The following is a 22,102-nucleotide window of genomic DNA, read 5'->3' on the forward strand; positions in this document are numbered from 1 at the left end:
CACAAGCACCCATATTCTCATCTTTAAATAAAAATCTATTTGCCTATTAAACTTTTTGAAATTCTTAGCGTCATATATACCATTAAGAATTAGAAAAGTTTATTATGGCAAAAAGATTGTTGATTTTCGTTCTACTGCTGACCAGCACTGTTGTGATGCTGGCACAGAACAGAACCGTTACAGGTACGCTCTACGATGCAGAGTTAAAGGAGAAAGTACCATTTGCTGTTGTTCAGCTGTTGAAGCAGGACAGCAGCTATGTTGTTGGTGCCACATCAGATGAAGCAGGAAGCTTTAAGATTACAGCTCCTACAAACGGACGATTCATTTTAAAAGCATCGTATGTAGGCTACAAGACTATTTTTCAGAACATTACCATTGCCAATGAGCAGGATGTGGCAGTGGGTCAGTTAGACTTCCAAGTAGACTCACGCACCTTGAAAGAGGTGAAAGTTGTGGCAAGTGCACCGAAAGTTGTCGTAAAAGCCGACACATTCCAGTACAATGCTTCGGCTTATCGCGTGCCAGAAGGTTCGACAATTGAAGCCCTTGTAAAGAGATTACCTGGTGCGGAAGTGTCGAGTGATGGAACCATTAAGATTAATGGAAAGGAAGTTAAGAAGATACTTGTTGATGGAAAGGAGTTCATGGTGGGCGACACCAAGACCGCTATGAAGAATCTCCCTACCTCTATCGTACAAACTATTAAGGCTTACGACCAAAAGAGTGACTTGAGTCGTGTGACGGGTATCGATGATGGTAACGAGTCAACCGTACTCGACTTTGGTATCAAGGCTGGAATGAACAAAGGTTTATTCTCAAATATTGATTTGGGTATCGGTACGCATAACCGCTATTCAGAGAAGGCGATGGGCGCTTATTTCAATAATAAGTTCCGTATAATGGGCTTTGCATCAGCCAATAATGTAAACGACATGGGCTTCGGTGGTGGTCCACGTGGCGGTTTCGGTGGTGTAAGACAGGGATTGAACGCAACCAAGATGGTGGGTCTGAACCTGAATTATGACAACGGAAACACCTTGCAGTGGGATGGTAGTGTGCGTTGGAACCACTCTGATGGCGACCTGAACACACGTGTATCAAGTGAGAACTTCGTAGCAAGTCAGGGCTCATTTGCCAACCGTCTTTCACAAGAATACACCAGAACGAACTCTTGGGACGGCCGTTTCCGCTTGGAGTGGCGACCTGACTCTGTATGGAATATTACGTTCCGACCCAACTTCAGACTCACTAAGAACGACGGACAGGTGGTTAGTTCTTCTGCTGCCAATAACGCTGACCCATACGAAACAGTGGATGATCCATTGTCAGCAGCCTCTATCGCACAGCTGAAAGCATTGGGAACGATGGTGAATACACAGCGTAATATGACCATAAGCTATGGTAATACCACCGCTTTAGGTGCTATGCTGCAGGTGAATCGCAAGCTCTCAAGCAACGGACGAAACGTTACCCTACGTGTAGATGGTAACTATAGTGATTCGGATTCAAAGACTTTCTCAACACAAGATATTCAGTATTTCCAGTTGCAAGATGCACTCGGAAACGACTCTACTTATCGTGCCTATCGTTACAACCTTATGCCAACAAAGAGTTGGGACTATGCCCTACAGGCAACTTATAGCGAGCCAATAGCCCGCAAGACTTACCTGCAGTTCAGCTATCAGTTTAAGTATGGCTTCTCAAAGAGCGACCGTGACACCTACGACCTCTCTGCTATGCCTTCAGGAACATTCGGTAGTCTGCAACCTGCTTACCGTTCATGGGACAATTATCTTGGACTGTTGACCAACCCTATGGCAAGCTATCTCGATGATAACTTGAGCCGTTACTCTGAGTATCGCACCTATACACACGACATGCAGGTGATGATGCGAATGATTCGTGATAAGTGGAAGATGAACGTGGGTGTGATGTGCCAGCCACAGCACTCTACTTACATGCAGGATTACCTCGGTGTACACGTTGACACAGCGCGCACAGTATTCAACTGGAGTCCTACTTTCGACTTCCGTTATAAGTTCAGCGAGCAGAGTAATCTGCGTATCAATTATAAGGGTACGATCACTCAACCTACGATGAGTCAGCTGTTGAGTATCGTCGACAACACTGACCCACAGAATATATCTGTTGGTAACCCGGGACTGAAGCCAGCCTTCACCAATAACTTCCGCTTGTTCTATAACACGTACAAGCAGAGTCATTCACAGGCGCTGATGACCTTTGCGAACTTCTCAACGACACGAAATGCAATTGGCAACAGTGTGACCTACGATGCGATTACAGGTGCTCGTACGATTCAGCCAGTGAACGTAAATGGTAACTGGGATGCTGATGCTGGATTGATGTATAACACAAGTATCGACTCGGCAGGCGTATGGAATCTCCACACCTTTACGCGTACTAACTTCAATCGTTACGTCAGCTATCTGCAGCTTAACAGAACAAGCAACTTAGAGAAGAATATAACGAAGTCATTGACCTTAGGAGAACGACTCGCTGCCAGCTATCGTACCTCTTGGTTAGAATTAGAGTTAGACGGCTCAGTAGACTATACGAACACGAAGAATAATCTTCAGAGTATGAGCAATCTACGTACATGGCAGTTTGCATACGGTGGTACGTTGAGTCTTAACCTCCCTTGGAACATGAGTATCTCGACCGACCTTCACCAGAACAGTCGTCGTGGATATAGCGATGCTTCATTGAACACCAATGAGCTGCTTTGGAATGCGCAAATTTCACAGAGTATGTTGAAAGGCAATGCACTGACCTTCAGTTTGCAGTTCTATGACATCTTACGTCAGCAGAGCAACCTCTCACGTGTCATCAACTCTATGAGTCGTACAGATACTGAATACAATAGTATTAATAGCTATATCATGCTGCGTGCTACCTACCGTCTGAACCTCTTTGGTGGTAAGAACGCTATGCCTAAACCAAAGGATAGTCCAGACTTCGACCGCAATGCTCCCAGAATGCGTCCACGTCCAAATGGTCGTCCTTCTGGCAACGGTGGCGGTCGTCCTCCTATGGGCGGTGGATTCGGTGGATTCTAACAGCCTCACCCCCAATCCCTCTCCGAACCAGCGGTCACTGACCGAAGGGAAGTAATGGAGAGGGGCTGGGGGTGAGGCTGTATTATACCAAGAACTCTTGTACAATCCTTTGAAAATGCTTACCTTTGTCTGCAACCCTAAATCATTCAAAGAAGGGTAAACCCAAATAAATAAATACTGATAATGAAACCTATCAATAACTTTATCTTAGCAGTGGGCTTAACAATCGCTTTCTCTGTAACACCAAACAATGTACAGGCACAGGTGAAAAACTTGCAGGAGAAGGTGAAAAACTACTTCCTTCAAACGCTTAAAACGAAGCAGAATGTGGAGCAGCAGAGCAAGGAAGCCTTTCAACGTAATAAGACTTATACGACAGATATACAGCAGCTGATTAAGAACAAAGATATCGCTCAAAACCAAAAGATGGTGTGGGCGGCATGGTGTGAGGCGAATCGCGAGTTGAATGAACAGAAGCTCGCGAAGCCTGAAGACTTGCGGAAGGGCATGAAAGCATCGTGGAATTTACCTGAAGCATTGGAAAAGAATGCCGTCATGCCTTACTACTATGGTGTAAAGGGAAGCGCAGCAGGCAAGCTTCCGTTGTTCCTTTACCTGCATGGTTCTGGTCCAAAGGAACATGAATGGGCGACCGGACTTATCTTAGGAAACAGATTCCAAGATGGTCCTTCACTCTATTTCATTCCACAGATTCCTAACGAAGGCGATTACTATCGCTGGTGGCAAGTAGCAAAGCAGTTTGCTTGGGAGAAACTGATCCGACAGGCACTTGTCGAGGGTAATGTTGATGCTAATCGTCTCTACGTCTTCGGTATATCTGAAGGTGGCTATGGCAGTCAGCGTCTTGCCTCTTTCTATGCCGACTATTGGGCTGCAGCTGGTCCGATGGCTGGTGGCGAACCATTGAAGAATGCACCTGTAGAAAACTGTGCTAACATTGGTTTCTCATTCCTCACAGGGGCGGATGACACTGGTTTCTACCGTAATATTCTAACTTACTATACGCAGATTGCATTTGACTCTGCTCAGTTGGCACGACCGCTTGATGCCGACAAACGTCTTCTCTTTGTTCATCGTATCAACCTACTGCCTGGCATGCAGCATCATATTAAATACGACCTCACTACTCCATGGCTTAAGAATTTCGTTCGTAATCCCTATCCAAAGACGGTGCTCTGGGAAGACTATGACATGGATGGGCGCCATCGTTCGGGCTTCTACAACCTACAAGTGTTAACCTCTCCCACGAAGGACCGCACTTACTATGACATGAATATCCACAACAATGTGGTGAAGATAAATATCAAGGAGGTGGAATATACCGCTGTTGAGAAGGACAAACATTGGGGTATTGAAATGAGATTTAACCGCAGCTACACAAATGCAAAGGGCGGTAGACTTCGCATTTATTTGAATAGCGAACTCATAGACATGAACAAGCCTGTGACAGTTATCGTCAACGGAAAAGAGCTCTATAGGAAGAATGTGAAGGCAAACCTCCAAGACATGATTAATAGCTGTACCGAATATTTCGACCCATACAGAGTTTTTCCAGCTTCCATTGAGATTAATTATTAACTCAATGGGAGCTGGGGCAATCCCCCTTTACCCTTCGTTTTGTAATAAAATTTCACTACCTCCATTTCAATAGAGGCTCTTTTGGCTTCTAAAAGACGCCTAATTGGCTTCCAAGAGACGCCCTTTTGACCTCTTAAAGACGCCCTTTAAGAACCCAACTAAGCACCTTTTATCAACCAACTTTGTAACCATCTGATTATAGGAAACTTACAAAGGTAGTAAAATCAACGCTTTTCATTCCGCTTTTAAGCGTAGAAAGCGGAATTATTGTAAACAAATTTCAGACCCTTCTTTTGAGTATTCATAATTCTGGTGTAATCCGCTTTGACGTAATGTCACGCAGAGAAAAGGAGAGGACGGAGGATTATTTAAACAAAACAATGGAAGTCACGGAGGCACCGCAGGTGCATAAAGCAACGGAGCATATTTGCAAGCTTTATCAGAGATTCTATACACAAACAATTTATCCAAAAGTTATAAGGAACCTGTACGCTACACCTCCGTCGCTCTTTGTGCCATCGGCACCTCCGTGACATTGCGTTTACCTCCGTCCCCTCCGTGACTCCGTGTGCCTATTATATAAGACTTTTAGCTTATCACTCCATATTTTGGAAGAACCTCTTATTACCCTGTTACCATGTCTCTTATTACCCTGTACCATGTCTTCCATTACCCTGTTACCATGTCTCTTATTACTCTGTTACCATGTCTTCCATTACCCTGTCTCCATCAAGGAATGCAAAATCACAAAAAAAGAGTTGACAAGTTAATCATCCCAAGGAGCCATACCCCTCAAAACAATTAACTTGTCAACTCGTTTACTTGTGTACTCCGTCTACTTAGTATCCCATTACCCTGTCTCCATCAAGGAATGCAAAACCACAAAAAAAGAGTTGACAAGTTAATTATCCCAAGGAGCCATACCCCTCAAAACAATTAACTTGTCAACTCGTTTACTTGTGTACTCCGTCTACTTAAAAAGACTCATCCACTTAAAAAGAGTCGCCCTCTTAAAGCCTTCTCAAACCTTTCATTATCTCTTCTGCATGAACGCAGCAGGCTTAGCACTTTTGCTTAAAGGATGGAAAAGCATCACAGGCTGAAGCAAGAACAGAGGACCATTAAGATATAACTGGCTTCCCTGCTGGTTGTACTTATAGATTGCGAAGACATTTCCATTAAATGAATTAAGAGGGAAACCTAAAGGTCCTAAATACTTTAAGCTCTTTATGTAAGCGGCATTCTTACCACTATCCTCAAGAATACCAGCAACCATCTTATCCGCCTTAGAGTAAGACATCCTTGCTGTCATTGTCAACTGATTTGACGCATAATAGTTATAAATACCAGGAACAACCTTCTGGAATGCAGCAAATTCGGTATCACTCACCTTACCAGCATTATGACCTTCAATCTGCTGACGAATAAGTTTCATGAATGTACCATAATGATTGATGTCCCAAATAGCAGTTCTGTAGAAATAAGTGGTATCATTAACTCTCTTTGAAAGAACATATTCACCAGCCTTCAATGACAATGATACCTTAGCAGGATCAAAGGTGAGCGTCATCTTCATACCCGTATCACTTGAATTAAAGGTCAACTCGGTATCAGATTTCTTCTCAAGTGTACCAACAATCTGCGTAACCAAAGTTTTAATATCAGTTGTAGATGAGGTCATCTTAAGAAGGTCATAACCATAGAGACTATAGGTCTTACCTGCAAGATCGTCAATGCCACCCTGTGTTACAGTGATAGTATCACGATTCTCTTGGTTCTTCAAAACGAGTGAGAAAGTACGAATCTCACCTGTTGTGTTAGCTCCAATATGTGCCACGAAAGCAGAGTCCTTATTCTCAATTGATGCCACACCAGAAGCATCGGAAGCATCAGCAAGCTCCATAGAAGGCTCAGCACCTAATGCAGTATAAGGTAGAGTGAGGGTTGTATCCTTATCACTCACAGCGTAATACTTAGTACCTTTGTACTTGAAAAGAGCTCCAGCCTGCAAGATTGGCAGATTAGTAGAATCCTTACCATTCTTGATTGTCAACACAGCAGAACGACTGTCAATGGCTGGGTTGTTAGTAACACTGACTACGATAGAATCGTTCTGCAACAGAGCTGTTGCCCATGAATCACTGACAGAGACGGTTGAGCCAGCAGGTGCAGTAAACTTCACCCCACCCTTCTGTGCCGCAGCAGTAAAGGTAAGTTTTGAATTTACTACCTGCACAGGGTTCTCACGCAAGTAATTACTACCTGCATCGTTGTCGTCACTGCAGGCAACGAAGCCTGCAGTAACAGCAAGGAGAAGACAAATATTAAATATCTTTTTCATAAAACACTTACTTGTTTAGTTTTACTTGAGACGCTGTAGATGTTGTGAGGAATGAGTTCCAGTCTACATCGAAGCGTGCAACACGGTTTGGTAGATACTGTGGCATCAATACAGACGCTGTATTGTCGAATGAATCCTCTGGCAAGATAGAAGGCTTGGCAGATGAAGATGTAGAGGCCTTCTTGGTGATTACTGGGTTAGTCCACTTATCCCACCAACCTGCAAGATTCTCAGAGGTGAATGGTTCGCCAGTGTAAGCCCAGAGAATGATACGCTCAGTAGTCAAACCAGTATACTGTACCTGTCCATTAGAGATGCTGAACAATGGTCCACAGAGTGACGCACTGATGTCGCCATTGTCTGCAACGGTGAAGGTAATGAGGTTGTAAGCACCTGTACCTGTACCTGTACCACTCTTCTCATCGATGTTAAAGGCATTACCGATGTTATAGCTTACATTATTTCCCTGGAAGGTCATCACCTTCTGACCACCCTGCATCAAGAATGCATTAGCAGAAGCTACGTAGGTCAATGGGAATACATAGTCTGAGCCATAAGCACTGTGAACATTGAGGTAGAACTTGCGGTTCGCACCAGAACCAACATATCTCAGTCGTGCTGTACGAGTATTATCAAAGAAGCCCATCTTTCCATCCTTTGATACATATGAAGTCATCGTGAGCTCATAAGTACCCATGAGTGCAGAAAGGTCGAACTGCAGGATCTGAACCTGTGCCTCTTTTATACCATTTGAAATCTTAAGTTTTGCACCACGTGCTTTCGTTGCAATAGGATTAGCATCTACCTTAATAGTAAGCTTATCACCATCCTTAGAGAGGTGAAGCCATGATGCATCGCAAGTGATGTCGAGTTTGTTAAGATATGGAATGGTCTTAGTAATAGTCTTTTCACCATTAGAAGCGTTGATAGCACCTATCATCTTCGCAATGAGATTTACATCAACATTAGAAGCAGTAGATTCCACACCTGTTCCAGTAAACTTAGCTGTTGCCTTATCAAATGTTAAGTCGTACAACTGTACGCCATTCAACATAATAGGCTCATACAAACGGATTCCTTTATCTGTAAAGGCGTAAGCAGACTCAGCAACAAGTTTATCACCATCATAGATAGCCAACTGACGATTGTTCTTATCGGTGACAACGAGTGTGTAAGGCTTTCCACCAATGGTAAGAGCTACATCAGAGAAAACAAAGAGGTTGGTAAGTTCTGTTACCTTCTCTATATATTCTGAAGCTTCGCCAGAGAGTTTATTGAGATACATAGTATTCAACGAACGCTTGCCGTGAATCTTGATGCGGTCAGCACCAATACTATCGATAACGAACTCGAAGTCGCCTTCCTTACCGAGATACTCACCATTCTTTGGAGTAGCATAAATGTGGAGGAAGGTATTGTACGTATCGAACGACAAAACCGGTCCGTCGTCTTCTTTCATCTTATACAATGACTTTACCTCGCCATCATCAGGATTATTCTCGTAGCGTACAATCGCATTGTCACGGGTGAACTTAATCGTATAAGCCACGCCACCATAAGCCTGGTTTCTCTGTGGATAATAGTCTAAAGCCCAGCCATATTGCGATGCAACCAACGTTTCCTGTGCCTTCTGAAGGAATTCGTCCATACGCTCAGAGTAAGGCTTTCCAAAGACATTCTCTTCTTCTGTCTGGCATGACTGAAGGAAAAGAGCTGGCAAGGCAAGTAGGAGATATATAAATAATTTATTTGCTTTCATATAATGATCCTTTCTTAATAATTAAGATTTGTCAGATTATAACTGCCACTAACAACGTTGTTCTCACGCTCAATGACAGTATCACGCACCTTATCAAGGTCGACATTAAAGGTCTCTTTATAGTAACGTTTAGCAATCTCGAGCTTCTTCTCAATAGCTGTTACACCTGGCTGATCTTTTGCTTCTGCACCATTCGCATCCACAATGGTTGCTTTCTTGAGGATAGCCTTCCACTGTGCATCGGTAGAGATAATGTAAGTACTTACTACCTCAGCAAAGTCCTCACGCTCTTCTTTCTGTGAGTAGGCTGTAACGAAACCACGCTTCTCATAGCCTGTTCCATACTTCTCAGAAAGCCACGAATCATTAACATAACCTGTTGGTGTTATCTTACCAAACTCACGTGGGTAGTCCTTAGTCTGGTTCACGATGTGAACAAACTCGTGGTGAATCGTCTTAAGATAATATTCATCCAAAGCGGTACGATTGTTCTTGACTTTATCAAGATGATTAACACCCAAGAGACGAATCTTCTTTCCACCCTCAGCAGTACCGAGTTTTATACTACCATTGTTTCCATACTCGAACTCACCCAAGAAGCTGAAGAGCTTTGGGAAGAAGCGACGTGTGAAATCAATACCTGCTGCTTCGGTATAAGCTTCAACACAAGTGTACTTCACGATATGCGCTAACTCCACTGACTGAGCTGAATCGGCTGGCACATCATAGTAAGACATATCCGACTCATTGTCCTCATAACGCCATTGGATTTGAATGTTATAAGGTACTACGAAGTTCTTATACAGCCACTTGTCGAAAACAGTGTTTGCCGTCTTAGAAGGCTTGATAACGCTCTCGCTTGACAAATTATCGTCTGAACAAGCAGTGAAGCCTGCTGTCACTGCCGCCAATAGCGATAAAGCTAATATGTTTTTCTTCATTTCTTAATCCTTTAATTAGCTATTAAAAAGAGTGTGCACTTACTGGAGCAGAATACTGATTGACCGCTGAAAGTACTGGCAATTTGTACTGAGAAAGGTCAACGAGCTTCGCACCTGCTACAAGAGCCTTAGCTGGGTTGCCAGCAACACCAGCCTCACGAATACTCTGTGGAATCTGTACCACCTGACGAGGGTCGTCCTTCTCCAACCAATCAAGGTTCTTTGAAGGCTTACCGTTAGCACCAATCAAACGACGTGGAATCTCGATATTGTAACGTCTGATATCCATCCAACGCATCCCCTGATGTACTGTCTCGATACGACGGAAGTTCAGCAAGCACTGTAAGAGTGACTCCTGCACTGAGCCTTCAGCATCGATAGTGAAGCGAGGGCTGATGTGCTTCTTGAAACTTGGTACCATCTTAGCAGCATCAGCATATGCATATAGAACTGTCTTGAAGTAAGTTTGTACACTTGTTGGGGTAAGGCTCACATTGGTATTGAAGAAGTTCTTCATCCAAATAGTCATATCTGCACAAGCAGCATCATTCTGACCAAGCATGATTTCAGCCTCTGCACGGTTGAGCAAAGCCTCATCCATCGTGAAGTCAACATTCAATGTGCGAAGATAACCAGAGCCTGTTGTAGTATTACGAATCTCAAACTCACGTGGAAGTTTCATCAATAAAGCGAAGTTACTCTCACCTGAATTAACGGTAAATGGCTTCCAAATGAGGTTTGATGATGTGCCCCAGATGTTATTACTCTGGAACAACTCTGTCTCTGACAAGTAGTTAGTGAGTGTATAACGCTTACTGGTTAACCATGGCGCAAGAGCCATACCTGCACTGCTAATACTGGTCTGAACAAGGAGGTTACAGTCTGCAGAAGCACTACAATAAGCCTCAGCAATCTTTACTGCCTGCTCTGATTTACTCAGTGGCATAGCCTGCAATGCTCTATAGTCACGCAAAGAAGCAGCAGGGTTACTACCTAAGAGCTTATCAGCATATTCCTTTGCCTTCTCCCACTTCTCATAATAGAGGTAGAAACGAGTTGCAAAAGCATAAGCAGCCTGCTTATTGAAGTGATACTTTGGCACCTCATATGTATCGTTAAGCAATGGGATACCAGCCTCAATATCAGCAGCAATCTTTGCATAGACATCAGCTACAGTACCACGATTACTCTGTTCTGCAGCTGCAGAGAAGTCTGCAATTCCTGTTGCATAGTAGAGTCCAGCATCCTTTGTACTGGTCTTGCCATTATAAGGACGGCAGAATTCGTTAGCAAGGATAAAGTGGTCATAGGCACGAATGAGCAAAGCCTCACCCTTTGAATTACGAAGTATATCGTTCTTTGGACCGCCCTGATCCTCAATGGCAGCCAAAGCTTCATTAGCCTTATAGACACCCTCATAATAAAGCATCCACACCTGCTCAGGAGAGTCATTACCACCTTCTGTCTGCTCTTGCCAGAAGAAGTACTGATCACCACCACGATTACCCTGACTATTCTGTGCTCCCATGTAATCGGTATTGTCAGACATCCACTCGTTAAAGAGTGTCGGTGTACGGTCAGGATAGGCTGTCACAAGCAGACCAGCAATCTTCTTTGGTGTGTCCAAAGTCGTACGGTTGTCTGGCAACGTATCCAATTGGTCAGCACAAGATGCAAGTATCGCTACAGATGCAAGCATCAAGCTGCCCTTATATATGATATTCTTAATTTTCATATTCGTTCTATATTAAATTACTTCTGGTTCTGATTCAGCATCTCTTTATTGTCTAATGGCTGTATCATTTTACAACCATTCACCTTGTTAGGAACTCCAAAGTTACTATCAACATTTGGATATTCTCAGCTGAATATGAAGCCTCCGTTAAAATATTAAAGACCTAATCTCAATGTCAAGGTAAACTGCTTTGGAACTGGCGCAGCTACACCACCTGTATTGAAGAACTCTGGATCCTGACCGTTCAGCTTCTTATCTGAATAGAAGAGGAAGAGGTTAGTTGCCTGAAGCTTCAAAGCTAAACTACTAACACCAATCGTTCTAATCATAGCTGCAGGGAAAGTGTAACCCAATGAGATTTCTTTCATACGAATAAAGTCACCCTTTGCGATACGAACATCAGAATAGTTATAAGCATTGTAAGCAACATCCAACTGTGAATTGTTGCGGTTCTGACGACGTGAAGCAATTACAGGGATAGTAGTCAAAGCCTCATCACCACTGTATGTCCAGCGATTACGGAACTCCTTAGGCAGAGCATCCATATCGTCATAGCGATTGCTGAAGATATGGTTCAAACGAACCTTATTACCAAAGCTATAAGTAACGAATACGTTGAGGTCCCAGTTCTTATAACGGAAGACGTTACCAAATGAACCCGTTGTAGTTGGGTCGGCAGGACCTTCGAACTTCAGATACTTAATCTTCTCCTGATCACGCTCCTGGAGATTAAGACCAGAGATTGTTCTTCTACCATCCTCGTTCATGAATGTAGGCAAACCCTCACCATCGAGTCCAGCAAATGGGATGCTAAAGATAGAGTTTACAGGATAACCTACAAGACTATAACCAGTTCCCTGTACGAGGTCGATAACACGTGCATGGGTGAAGAGACTTGTGATCTCATTGTGTGTCCATGAGAAGATAAAGTTAGATTCCCAACTGAAGTCCTTTGTCTTGATATTATGTGTATTCAATGAAAGCTCCATACCATTAGACTTCATTGAAGCAACGTTAGCAAGGTTATAAGAACCCAGCTGTGGATGGTTCACGTAACCAATAAGGTCACTATTGCGACGCCAGTAGAAATCAGTTGTAAGATTGATTCGGTTGTCAAGGAAACCAAAGTCAAAACCAAGGTTGAACTCACGCTTCTTCTCATAAGTAAGGTTCTTATTACCGAACTGCTCATCGTATCCAGTCTCCTGAATAGAAGTAAATGGACGCCAAGGCACTGTTGCTGTGAAGATTGGCAATGAGTTGGTTACAGGAGGACGGTCACCAGTAAGTGAGTAGCTCAAGCGGAATGTAGCATGTGTCAACGCCTGCTTAAACACCTTATTAAACCATTCTTCCTCATGTGCGTTCCATGCACCAGAAACGTTATAGGTTGGCAACCAACGAGCTGATGTAGCCTTACCCAGATAGTTAGTACCCTCATAACGGAAAGTACCAGTCATCTGATAGCGACCCTTATAAGAATAGGTACCTGTACCGAAGTAAGCAAGACTGCGAATGTGGGTATTTGACAAACTATAGTAGTCAGAACCCTGCTCCTGGAACATCTTGAATGCACGATAGTTCAGCTTAGCAATCTCACCAGCATCAAACATCATACCCCACTCACGGTCGAAAGTAGCTTTACGGTCAACGCTATTACTCTCAACACCAGCATAGAGGTTCACGATGTGTGTATCATTGAATACATCGTTGTAAGCAGCAGAAAGACGGGTATCCCAACCAAAGAAGTGGTTACCTGTTCTGTCAAGAATACCACCCTCTTTGAGGATTGACTCTGGAAGAGCAAATGGGTTGTCAGGATCAGTATAAAGATAAGGATTGGCATCGCGGATAGTTGTTGTACCCATTGCACGATAAGCCAAAGCCTGATTAGAGTTTTCACGAACGACATGTTCCATCGTTGAAGCAGCACTCTTAACAGCTACCAAAGCAGTAAGCTTCAACTTTGTTATTGGCTTATAGTCAATACTTGTCTGTATACGGAAGTCGTGTACATTCAAGTCCATGTAGTTATTGTTCAACTCATTGAAGATGTTGAACGGAGCATAGTTACGTGTATATGACTCGGTTGGGTCGAGTGTACGTGAAGTGTTCAAAGAATAAGAGTAAGGGTTGATATCGAAAGCACGACTAACAGCACCTGTTGATGGGTCAATCGTACGGCTCAACGAACCTGGAGCTCTCTGCTTACGGTAAGAAGCATTAGCGATAAGGTTCAAACCTACCTGCTTATTAATGTTGTAAGTCGTGTTGATGTTACCTGTGTAACGCTGAACACGGCTTGACTTATACCATCCCGGATCATACATCGCAGAGAGTGAAGCATAGTACTGACCCTTGTCTGTACCACCAGAAGCACTCACAGAGTGGTTGTGCATGATTGAACTTGAGAAAAGCTGGTCGAACCAGTCAGTATTGCGATACTCAGCAGCACGCAGATAAGCGTCACGTGCAGCCTGTGTATTCTCAAGACCGAACTGTCCCTTAGTAGCATCATACTCAGAGATAAGCTGATACATACGACCATAAACACCACTTGTAGAGGCGTTAGCAATCTCGGCATAATTCAAATAGCCCTTCTTCTCTAACTCACGATAAACCTCCATCTGGTCCTGTGAGTTCATGATATTAAAGTTCTTATAGCTTGGCTTCAAACGGAGAGTGTACTCACCGGTATAGCTCAAATGGCTCTGACCAGCCTTACCCTTCTTTGTTGTTACAACAATCACACCTGCCATAGCACGAGCACCATAGATAGATGTAGCAGAACCGTCCTTCAGAATCTGGAAACTTTCAATGTCATCAGCATTCAATCCTGCAATAGCAGAAGAAATCAAAGTCTTTGCATCACCTGATGACAACGAACTTGCATCAACATTGGCAATGTCTTCCATGATGACACCATCAACAACCCACAAAGGCTTTGATGAACCGAAGATTGACGTGTTACCACGAACACGAATCTTAGGAGCAGTACCGAACGTACCAGACACGTTCTGAACGCTCACACCGGCAGCACGACCTTCAAGCGAACGGCTCACATCCGCCATACCATCGAGCTTAGCTTTTGAAGCATCAATCTTGGTAGCAGCACCAGAGAAGAGGCGTTTGTCTTGCTGGGTCATACCCGTTACGACGACCTCAGTAAGCTGATGATTGTCATTAGAGAGGACAACCTTCATGCCATCTTTTGCTGTTACGGTCTGAGTGACCATACCAATGTAACTGACTACGAGTTTCTTTCCTGCAGGAACGTCGATAGTGAAGTGACCATCAATATCGGTAACTGTACCCGTCGTAGTACCTTGTACCATGACAGATGCTCCGATAACGGCTTCTCCATCGTCCTGAGAAACTACGGTTCCGTTAATCTTTGCCTGACCAAACGCTGTTCCTAATGACAGGATAAGACCAAACAAAAAGAGAGTAATTCTTTTCTCCATAGATCTCTTTTGATTATTAAAATATTATTGTGTAACTGTTTCGCTAAACTTTACGATTTTGTTCCTTTCTGAAACATTTTATTAGAGATGAGTCTTAAACCTAAATATATTGCTGCTTTTTCACAATATAAAAAGATTATTACTTTCATGGGATGCAAATTTAAATATTATTTATATAAGTTGCAAGCATTTTTCGAGTAAAATTACATTTTCTATTAAAATTTACTTGAATACTTACTGATTTCAACAAAAGAGTACATAAAACACTTATAATTATAAACAGAAGGGTGTTTAGTTGACAAGTAAACAGGTTTTACTTGACAAGTTGACAAGTGAACATCTGAACAAGGTATTAGTTATAAAAGAAAAATAGGATTTTGTTTACATGTTGATAAGTTTTGTTTACACGTAAATGGGCGTGTAAATGAACTAAATTGCTGATTTAAAGGAAGACAAAAGATTAGGGGAGACAGAATAAAGATAAGGTAAAAAGACAAGGTAACAAAGTAAGCAAAGACCAAATAACAAAATAATATGGAACGAGATAATAGCATAATGAGTTACCGCTCAACCCCTACCCTCCTATCCCAGACACCATAAAACAATAATATAATGTAAAGAAAAATTTAATATTCGAATTGAGAAGGGCATAAATTAGCTTGCAATTAACGCCCAATTGGCTTGTAAAAGATGCCCTTTTAGAGCCTTACTAACGCCCTTTTGAAATCTTACTAAGCACCTTTTGAAAAGCAGTTTTGCAATAAATTGATATAAAGGAAGTTACAAAGGCTATTCAAAAAGAGGTTTTATGGCCATTTGGGGCAAATAAACAACGAAATAATGTAAAGTAAATTCAGAGGCTTAAGAAGAAACTTTGTGGTAAGAAAACAGATAGCTAAGGACTTTGTATTTAGAGTAAAACATTCTCTCACACATTTAACCCCAATCGGTCATTAGACCACAATGTTTCAGGAATTCTTGTTTTTGTGTTGTTTCCTAACATCTTTTATTCTCTTGTCGGCATCTTGTCTGCCTTTGTAACTTAACATAGCCCGCTATGCCTGCATCCCAAAGACAGACAATCTGCTCGATAATAAAACAAATTATGTTTAGGCTCTAATGACCGATTTGGGTTTAAGAGAATAAAAATAGGGTGCATCAGAAATTTGATACACCCTAATTATTTTTTATTTTTATCTTATTCTTTCCTAAATCTGGCAGAAGAAGAGTACAATTACCTGCGCTAAGAAGATTCGAAGGAACATACTGAGCGGATAAACTGTTGAGTAACCTACAGCTGGAGCCTCACCTGCACAGATAGAGTTTGCATAAGCCAAGGCTGGTGGGTCGGTATAGGTTCCGGCAAGCATACCCATAATTGTGAAGTAATTGAACTTATACTTCAAACGAGCAATAGTGCCGACAATAAGGATTGGAACAATCGTAATGATAAAACCTGTGTACACATACTTCAATCCGTCACCCTGTACTACGGTGTCCCAGAAGGTTGCTCCTGCCTTGATACCTACAGAAGCCAAGAAGAGTGCCAAACCAATCTCACGGAGCATCATATTCGCTGACGTTGTAGTATAGGTCACAAGTCCCATTCGATAACCAAAACGACCAATAAGAATAGCGATAACCAACGGACCACCTGCAAGACCGAGTTTCATTGGTACAGGCATGTGAGGAATCGCAATTGGCAACGTACCGAAGATGATACCAACGATGATACCAACGAAGATGGTTGCAATATTTGGTGCGTTAAGGCGCTTTTCAGAGTTACCCATCATAGAAGCAACGCGGTTAACGTTCTCTTCTGGACCAACAACCATGATACGGTCACCCACGATAAAACGGTGGTTGCGACCAGCAAAGAGGTCCATACCCTGACGGCTGATACGTGTTACGTTCACGCCATATACTGAACGGAAATGCATATCGCCCAAAGTCTTACCGTTAATCTTGCTATTGGTGATAACAATACGACGGCTAACCAACTGTTGTGGCTGGTCTTCCTCGTGCCAGTCTACTTCAATCTCTGGACCGATGAAAGCACGGATGGCAGCTGCATCACCCTCTGCACTGACAACGAGAATCTCATCACCTAACTCAAAAACATTATCTAAGGTAGGAACAGACAATACACCTTCGTGCATAAGACGTGTACAAACGAAGTCACGATTAAGGAATTCTGATATTTCTTCGAGCTTACGGCCTGCGATATACGCATTCTGTACCTTCAAATACATTGTGTAAGGCTTTGCATGAGGATTCTCAGCTTCTTCCTCATTCAGCTTTTCATTCTCCTCTTGAAGGTTTACCTTGCAGATATAACGGATAGCGATCGTCGCACTGATTATACCAACCACACCCAAAGGATAAGCACAAGCGTAACCAGAAGCGATGTCGAAGTCCATGCCATTCTTGAAGACACTGTGGAGTGCTTCATTCGCAGCACCAAGACCAGGAGTGTTCGTCACAGCACCATAGAGCGTACCGACCATCATAGGAAGATTTGTCTTGTCCTGCGTGTCAAAGAAAATGTAGTAACAAGCAAACATCACAAGGACGTTGAGCAGGATTGCCACCGTCGAAAGAATGTTCAACTTCAGACCACCTTTACCGAAACTTTCAAAGAATCCCGGTCCGACTTGCAAACCAATCATAAAGACGAAAAGAATCAATCCAAAGTCTTGTACAAAGGTCAATACGGGGATAGGTCCTGTAAATTTAATGTGACCAGCAAGAATGCCCACAAACAACACAAAGGTAACGCCAAGCGAAATACCTCCAATTTTAATTTTGCCCAGGTAGATACCCAAGGCAATGACAATAGAATACAATAGCATAATATGGGCTACCGTATCCTGTTTCTCTGCCGAAAAAATATCAATTAACCAGTCCATAAGTATTATTTAGTGTGTGCAAAGATAAAGATTTAAAGGCATATAATCTAATCTTTTATGACGAATTTTAACCATGTGTCTGTTTTTGTATACGTTACTTTCTTATTTACCTATGTAAAAACTGTTCGTAAGATGTTATTGAGCCTTCGGGATTATGAAATGATGAGATATTCTTTTCAATGTAGACAAATAAAGATGAAAGGCATTGTAGTATAATAACCTATGAGAGATTAAGATAGCCAAAGAAGTAATTGTCTACTTTCATCTTCATGCTAAGGACCTCTAAATCTTTTTTGTTGCTATTCTGGACATGACCTATTCTATTCATTCTAATGATTATAAAGTCCCTCTCCTACTCTCATCACCTAACGTGTCGATGCTTAGCACGCATCGTGCTGATGGTAAGCACCAATGGTGTCAGGTGCTAAAAGATTGCGATAAGGCTACATAAATAAAAGAATCCCCTTGTTTGTTGTCGAATAAGTATTCTACAACAAACAAGGGGATTGACTATTTATTAACTACTAATTTACTTTACGCTAATCTTTGCAGCCTTGTTTCCTACACGTACGATGTAGGTACCACGAGCAAGAGAGATGCGTGTGCTATCGTCAGCAACCTTACCTTGGTAAACGAGTTTACCATCGATTGAGTAGATAGCTGTTGTAGCATTCTTTGCACCAAGGATATTAACAGCACCATCGAAGAACTGAATCTTAACATCCTTATCAGCTGTAACAGCATCAATGCCTGTTGGGTCAGGTGTAAACGCGATGTAGTTTGTATAGATAAGTGCATTAGGGAAGTTATCGTTCGACATCACACAAACAAGGTTGGTGATAGGCTGAGTGAGCTTCAATGTAGTTACACCATTCTCAACGGTATACTCATCATTGACCTCTAACTTCTCACCTTGTAACTCGCCATCTTTATAGGTCACATTACCGATGAACCAGTGGTAGGTTGTCATCTCACCGCCAACGACAGCTTCAGAGCTGAGGTCAACCTTACCATCAACGCACTTAACATCGATTGGTGCCTGAAGGTTGTAAGAGTATCTATCAAATCGTTTGCCGTTATTGCTTGGCAATGGCATTGTAGAGAACTTCAGACGGTTGCCAACAACGTTGAGAACTCTAAGGTTGGTATTTTTTGATACGTCAACCTTTGTCAACTTATTAGCGTTCAACCACAACTGCTCTAACTGAGGAAGCTTGTCGAGTGACACGCTTTCGAGGTCGTTATCGCTCAAGTCAAGGTTCCAAAGCTTAGGGTTGTCAAGCTTGATTTCCTTCATCTTATTGCTTGAGAGGTAAGCAATACCAAGGTTTGGCGCCTTTGATAAGTCGAAGTTCTTAATCTTATTACCCGTTAACGAGATGAAATTAAGTTTTGGGAAAGCTGACAAATCAATATCAGTCAACTCATTTGCTTCAAGGTTCAAATCAGTAAGATTTGGTGCTGCAGGGAGCTTAACAGATGTCAGTCCGGCATGAGTTATAGAAATGAGCTTCGCTTCCTTCAAACCAGTGAGGTCTACATTAGTCATATTAACGTTTGCAACACTGAAGACTTTCACCTTATCATCAGGCTCAGCAACAAGCACACGTACCTTTGTATTCGGCTTTGACTTAGCTCGGAAGATCTTGTAAGTCTCTCCAAGTGTATACTGTGTGACATTACCATTGCCGCCCCACTCGAAGTAAACAGACTTACCAGGAACATAGCTTGCGAGAGACAATACTACGCTATCGGTCTGGTTGACAGTAGTAAATGATGCCAACTCGTATTTAGGGAAGGCGATAGGATGAACATTAGTAGTCTTGAAGACGTTCTTACCTTCGAAATCAGGATAAGCAGGATGTGTCATCTCGCAATAGATTGAGTCAAGTGCGAGGTTGGTGAACTTAGCTGAACCATTGGTGATGGTGTAGTCCTTGCCCAACTGTAACAGTGTACCATCTTTCTTCTTCCATACAAAGTTAGTTGTTGACCCATCCTTTGTAATATTCTGTTCAGAGAGATCAATACCTGGTGAAGAGGTTGAAATCTGCAATACATGCTGTGGTGCATAGATAAAGTTGCCACGAGTCAGACCGAAGTCGTTAGGCATATTAGCCAATGTGAAGTAGTTACCACTAACATTCAACTTCTTAACTGGTGCTACAGGTGGAATCTTCACCTCAGTAAGTTCGTTGTTTGCCACATTGATATCCTCGATGAGTTCGCTGTGATTAAGGAGGAGACGAGTGAACTTATTGTTAGAGATATCAAGCATACGCAAGTTGTCGGCATCCTTAAGATCCAACTTATTCAGTTTGTTGTGACTTACATTGAGCTTGGTTACACCATAGATGGTATTGAAGAGCAATGAGTCAACTTGGTTATGACTAATATTGATATCAGTCAACTTACTCTTATTAAAATAAGATGATGGACCACGAAGATCAACACGATTTAGCTGATTATGAGAGAGGTCGAGTTTCTCAAGCTTATTGTTATAAGAGAGGTCAATAGTAGTAAGACCTGCATTCTTCAACGTCAGTATGCGAAGTTCTGTAAGTGCAGAGAGGTCGATGTTATCAATGTATTGACCATCAGACTCAAGACTTGTTACGTACTTATCTTGTGGAACATATATAATAATGTTACCTGCGCCAGTACGTGTAGTAGCAATATTTGCTGTAGCAGGGCGCTCTTCCTTAATCTGGAATGGCTTTGTTTCTCCATCACCTAAGTCAACCTTTACTGTTACAGGATTAGCTGCTGTAGCACCAAGGATACCCACCGACATGTTAACAGGAGAACCCTCTGATCCAAGACTTGACATTTCAACAGCCTTCACATCCTTACCAAACTCGGCAACAGTCTTCACACGGAAGTTCTCTGTGCGGATAGGATAGTCTCTGAGACGGCTATTAGTAAACTGAACAAAGACTTCTTCATCAAGTGCTTTCTTCAATGTCACCTTACCAGCCTCGTATGAGTAATAGCTGTCGTCTAACTCTACTGGCTTTGTTGGGTCAGCCTTTGGAACACGGTAGAGTCTTGCCTGAGTCGTTGTATTTGCACGAAGCACACGCTTACTAAGGTCGATAACATCACCTACCTTATATGTATCATTCAACTCCATAGGGTTTTGCTCGTGGTAATACTCAAACCAGTTGCCTGGCTCTGGCAGTGTAGCAAAATCCATATAGTTATAACGTACGTTGACACTATAGAGTGCAGGGTTCTGACTAACGTCGAGCTTTCTCAAGAGGTTACGATCACAAGAGAGCGTAAAGAGCTTTGGATTGCTTCTTAAATCAAGTTCTTTCAAGTTATTACCACCACAATAGAAGTAGTAAAGTTCAGGACAATGCGATACATCAATGGTCTCAAACTTCACGTCAGTATTGACAGTTCCAGAAGAATGAGAGATATAGAGCTGTGTAATTTTAGGGTTATGGCTAAGATCAAGTGTCTTTACACGAGAGTCACCCACGTTGAGAATCTGCAATTCTGGGTTCTTTGAGAGGTCTACACTTTCAACACTTGTCATGTCAAGGCTCAAACGCTGCAGATATGGACAGCCTGTTGGATCTGCTGTCTTGAGACTGATAGTGTGGTAAGCATCAAACGAACGGAGATTAGGGAAGTTCTTCAGTGTGAAGTTTAGAGAGATATGTCCAATCTGTGGAACCTCCAACACCATAAGATTTGGCATACGACCAATCATCAATGGAGTTGTAGCAGAGAAAGGATTATCCTGCAAATAGATGATATTTAGACTCTGCAAACGGTCGATGTTGAGTGACTTTAAGTTGTTATGCTCTAAGTTCAAGACCTGGAGTTTCAAGTTGTCATTAAACTGAATCTGGTCGATCTCGTTGCCAGAAGCATTGAAGAAATAGAGGTCGTCTGGGTCACCAGAGATCGTTACCCAACCTGCATCTGTCACAGCACTTGTACAGAGAGTACCCTTAATGGTCTGTTCGCCATTATCATTCTCAACAATAGCTTTCTTAATCTCAACTTCGGTATCACCAGAACCATAGTCGATAGATACATCGGCCTTGTCTGACTTAGAACCCAACACAAAAGAAACCTGTGCTGCCACACCAGATTTTTTTGCCTTTTCAGGCACATTGGTGTGGAATCGAATCAAAACTTCGTCTTGTGCATGGGCAGCAAGCGAACTCCACAACATAGCCATCACTAAGAGGAGGAATGATGGAAAAAAAGTAAATTTGTGCTTCATATAAATATAAATATTATTGTGTTCTGATTTT

General features: G+C 42.4%; 10 protein-coding genes. 3 read left to right on the forward strand and 7 right to left on the reverse strand.

Annotated elements, in window-relative coordinates:
• Positions 1 to 104 precede the first annotated feature (104 nt).
• A complete protein-coding gene (locus FIU21_RS02540; RefSeq protein ID WP_036885865.1) occupies positions 105 to 3,080 on the forward strand; it encodes a TonB-dependent receptor in 2,976 nt (991 codons plus the stop codon).
• 183 nt (positions 3,081 to 3,263) lie between these two features.
• A complete protein-coding gene (locus tag FIU21_RS02545) occupies positions 3,264 to 4,679 on the forward strand; it encodes an alpha/beta hydrolase family protein (RefSeq protein WP_004359393.1) in 1,416 nt (471 codons plus the stop codon).
• A gap of 1,033 nt (positions 4,680 to 5,712) precedes the next feature.
• Here FIU21_RS02545 and FIU21_RS02550 read toward each other — a convergent pair.
• The 6 genes from FIU21_RS02550 to FIU21_RS02575 form a co-directional block, all read right to left on the reverse strand.
• The gene (locus FIU21_RS02550; protein ID WP_004359392.1) at positions 5,713 to 7,020 is read right to left on the reverse strand and encodes a BACON domain-containing protein; all 1,308 of its coding nucleotides are present in this window, start codon (positions 7,018 to 7,020) and stop codon (positions 5,713 to 5,715) included.
• A 7-nt stretch (positions 7,021 to 7,027) separates the two neighbouring features.
• Complete coding sequence (locus FIU21_RS02555) at positions 7,028 to 8,779, reverse strand: DUF4302 domain-containing protein (protein WP_004359391.1); 1,752 nt, start codon at positions 8,777 to 8,779, stop codon at positions 7,028 to 7,030.
• Between the two features lie 14 nt (positions 8,780 to 8,793).
• A complete protein-coding gene (locus FIU21_RS02560) occupies positions 8,794 to 9,720 on the reverse strand; it encodes a zinc-binding metallopeptidase (protein WP_004359390.1) in 927 nt (308 codons plus the stop codon).
• Between the two features lie 22 nt (positions 9,721 to 9,742).
• Positions 9,743 to 11,455 (reverse strand): RagB/SusD family nutrient uptake outer membrane protein, encoded by a 1,713-nt coding sequence (locus tag FIU21_RS02565; protein WP_036885863.1) that lies wholly within the window; start codon positions 11,453 to 11,455, stop codon positions 9,743 to 9,745.
• Positions 11,456 to 11,610: 155 nt separating this feature from the next.
• Positions 11,611 to 14,919 carry a SusC/RagA family TonB-linked outer membrane protein gene (locus FIU21_RS02570; protein WP_004359388.1) on the reverse strand — a complete coding sequence of 1,103 codons (3,309 nt, stop codon included), beginning with the start codon at positions 14,917 to 14,919 and terminating at the stop codon, positions 11,611 to 11,613.
• A 1,208-nt stretch (positions 14,920 to 16,127) separates the two neighbouring features.
• Positions 16,128 to 17,828 (reverse strand): putative transporter, encoded by a 1,701-nt coding sequence (locus FIU21_RS02575; RefSeq protein WP_004359387.1) that lies wholly within the window; start codon positions 17,826 to 17,828, stop codon positions 16,128 to 16,130.
• Positions 17,829 to 18,138: 310 nt separating this feature from the next.
• Between FIU21_RS02575 and FIU21_RS02580 the strand changes: the two genes are divergently transcribed.
• Complete coding sequence (locus FIU21_RS02580; RefSeq protein ID WP_155812482.1) at positions 18,139 to 18,279, forward strand: hypothetical protein; 141 nt, start codon at positions 18,139 to 18,141, stop codon at positions 18,277 to 18,279.
• Positions 18,280 to 18,357: 78 nt separating this feature from the next.
• Here the strand turns inward: FIU21_RS02580 and FIU21_RS02585 are convergent, their stop codons facing one another.
• Positions 18,358 to 22,071: a DUF6383 domain-containing protein gene (locus tag FIU21_RS02585; protein ID WP_036885861.1), complete on the reverse strand. Its 3,714-nt coding sequence runs from the start codon at positions 22,069 to 22,071 to the stop codon at positions 18,358 to 18,360.
• Positions 22,072 to 22,102 lie beyond the last annotated feature (31 nt).

The sequence above is a fragment of the Prevotella melaninogenica genome (genome assembly GCF_013267595.1).
GTDB classification, from domain to species: Bacteria; Bacteroidota; Bacteroidia; order Bacteroidales; family Bacteroidaceae; genus Prevotella; species Prevotella melaninogenica_D.

Bases quoted from the DNA above. Each gene is read 5' to 3' on its own strand.
- FIU21_RS02540 (WP_036885865.1), top strand. From the start codon at position 105: ATGGCAAAAAGATTGTTGATTTTCGTTCTACTGCTGACCAGCACTGTT.
- FIU21_RS02545 (WP_004359393.1), top strand. From the start codon at position 3,264: ATGAAACCTATCAATAACTTTATCTTAGCAGTGGGCTTAACAATCGCT.
- FIU21_RS02550 (WP_004359392.1), bottom strand. From the start codon at position 7,020: ATGAAAAAGATATTTAATATTTGTCTTCTCCTTGCTGTTACTGCAGGC.
- FIU21_RS02555 (WP_004359391.1), bottom strand. From the start codon at position 8,779: ATGAAAGCAAATAAATTATTTATATATCTCCTACTTGCCTTGCCAGCT.
- FIU21_RS02560 (WP_004359390.1), bottom strand. From the start codon at position 9,720: ATGAAGAAAAACATATTAGCTTTATCGCTATTGGCGGCAGTGACAGCA.
- FIU21_RS02565 (WP_036885863.1), bottom strand. From the start codon at position 11,455: ATGAAAATTAAGAATATCATATATAAGGGCAGCTTGATGCTTGCATCT.
- FIU21_RS02570 (WP_004359388.1), bottom strand. From the start codon at position 14,919: ATGGAGAAAAGAATTACTCTCTTTTTGTTTGGTCTTATCCTGTCATTA.
- FIU21_RS02575 (WP_004359387.1), bottom strand. From the start codon at position 17,828: ATGGACTGGTTAATTGATATTTTTTCGGCAGAGAAACAGGATACGGTA.
- FIU21_RS02580 (WP_155812482.1), top strand. From the start codon at position 18,139: ATGACCTATTCTATTCATTCTAATGATTATAAAGTCCCTCTCCTACTC.
- FIU21_RS02585 (WP_036885861.1), bottom strand. From the start codon at position 22,071: ATGAAGCACAAATTTACTTTTTTTCCATCATTCCTCCTCTTAGTGATG.